The sequence below is a fragment of the Blastococcus mobilis genome (assembly GCF_900188025.1).
GTDB classification, from domain to species: domain Bacteria; phylum Actinomycetota; class Actinomycetes; order Mycobacteriales; family Geodermatophilaceae; genus Blastococcus_B; species Blastococcus_B mobilis.
Genome location: NZ_FZNO01000086.1, coordinates 1 through 1,040 on the forward strand (window position 1 = coordinate 1; position 1,040 = coordinate 1,040).

A 1,040-nucleotide genomic window follows, 5' to 3' on the forward strand; every position below is an offset into this window, starting at 1 on the left:
GGGCGTGTCTGGCGGATCTTGGCTGGCAGGGGTCCGCAGCCAGATCTTGATCGAGGCGACGTCGATGGTGCCTCGGAAGACGAACTCGCGTTTGTCGGTGCGCATCGCGACCGCGCGGAAGTCCTTGAGCTTGTTGATCGCTCGTTCCACCGTGTTGCGCTGCTTGTAGGACTCCGCGTCCAACGCCGGTGGCCGTCCACCGGCCGCGCCCTTCGCGGCGCGGGCCTTCTGCTGGTCGGTCTTCTCCGGGATCGTCGCCTTGATACCGCGTCGATGCAGGTGAGCGCGGATCTTCCGGTTGGAGTAGGCCTTGTCGCCCAGCAGTCGGTCGGGGCGGGTTCGGGGCCGGCCCGGCCCTGTGCGAGCGACCTTGAGGCGCCCCATCAGCGGCTCGAAGGCCAGTGAGTCATGCCGCTGCCCGGCGGTGGTGGCCCGTGCCAGCGGCCGGCACCCGGCGTCGCCCAGCAGGTGAATCTTGGTGCTCAGCCCGCCGCGGGAGCGGCCGAGTGCTTCGCGGTCGACGGCCGCGGCCGGCGTGGGATCGGACTTCTTGTCATTCGACCCAGCCCCCTGTGTGGCCCGCGGACTTCGACGCAGCCGGAACCAGCGGCGCCAGCCTCTCCGCCGGCACGTCCTGAGGTGGGTCGTGCCGGGCTCCAGCCGCGTGTCGGTGCGCCCGGACCACGGTCGAGTCCACGCTGACCGCCCACTCCGGCCCGGCGTCGCGGTCACTGCCGGCCTGCAACGCCGCCAGGATCTCCTCCCAGGTGCCATCGGCTGACCAGCGGCGATGCCGCCCATGCAGAGTTCTGAAGTCCCCGTAGCAGGGCGGAACATCCCGCCATGGCGATCCGGTCCGGGTCCGCCACAGAATCCCGTTGATCACCTGCCGGTGATCGTTCCACCGGCCTCCGCGGCGCGGCGTCCGGTCCGGCAGCAACGGCTCCAGCCGGGCCCACTCCACATCAGTCAGATCGTGACGATCGCGCACACACCAGGCCTACCGAACCCGCCGGTCAAGATCGGTGAGACACGCCCTA

At 70.2% G+C, this 1,040-nt stretch carries 1 pseudogene; it reads right to left on the bottom strand.

Going from position 1 to position 1,040, the window contains the following annotated elements:
- Positions 1–991 (bottom strand): annotated as a pseudogene (locus CHB94_RS24360) (IS5 family transposase); the annotation flags it as partial.
- Positions 992–1,040: the final 49 nt, after the last annotated feature.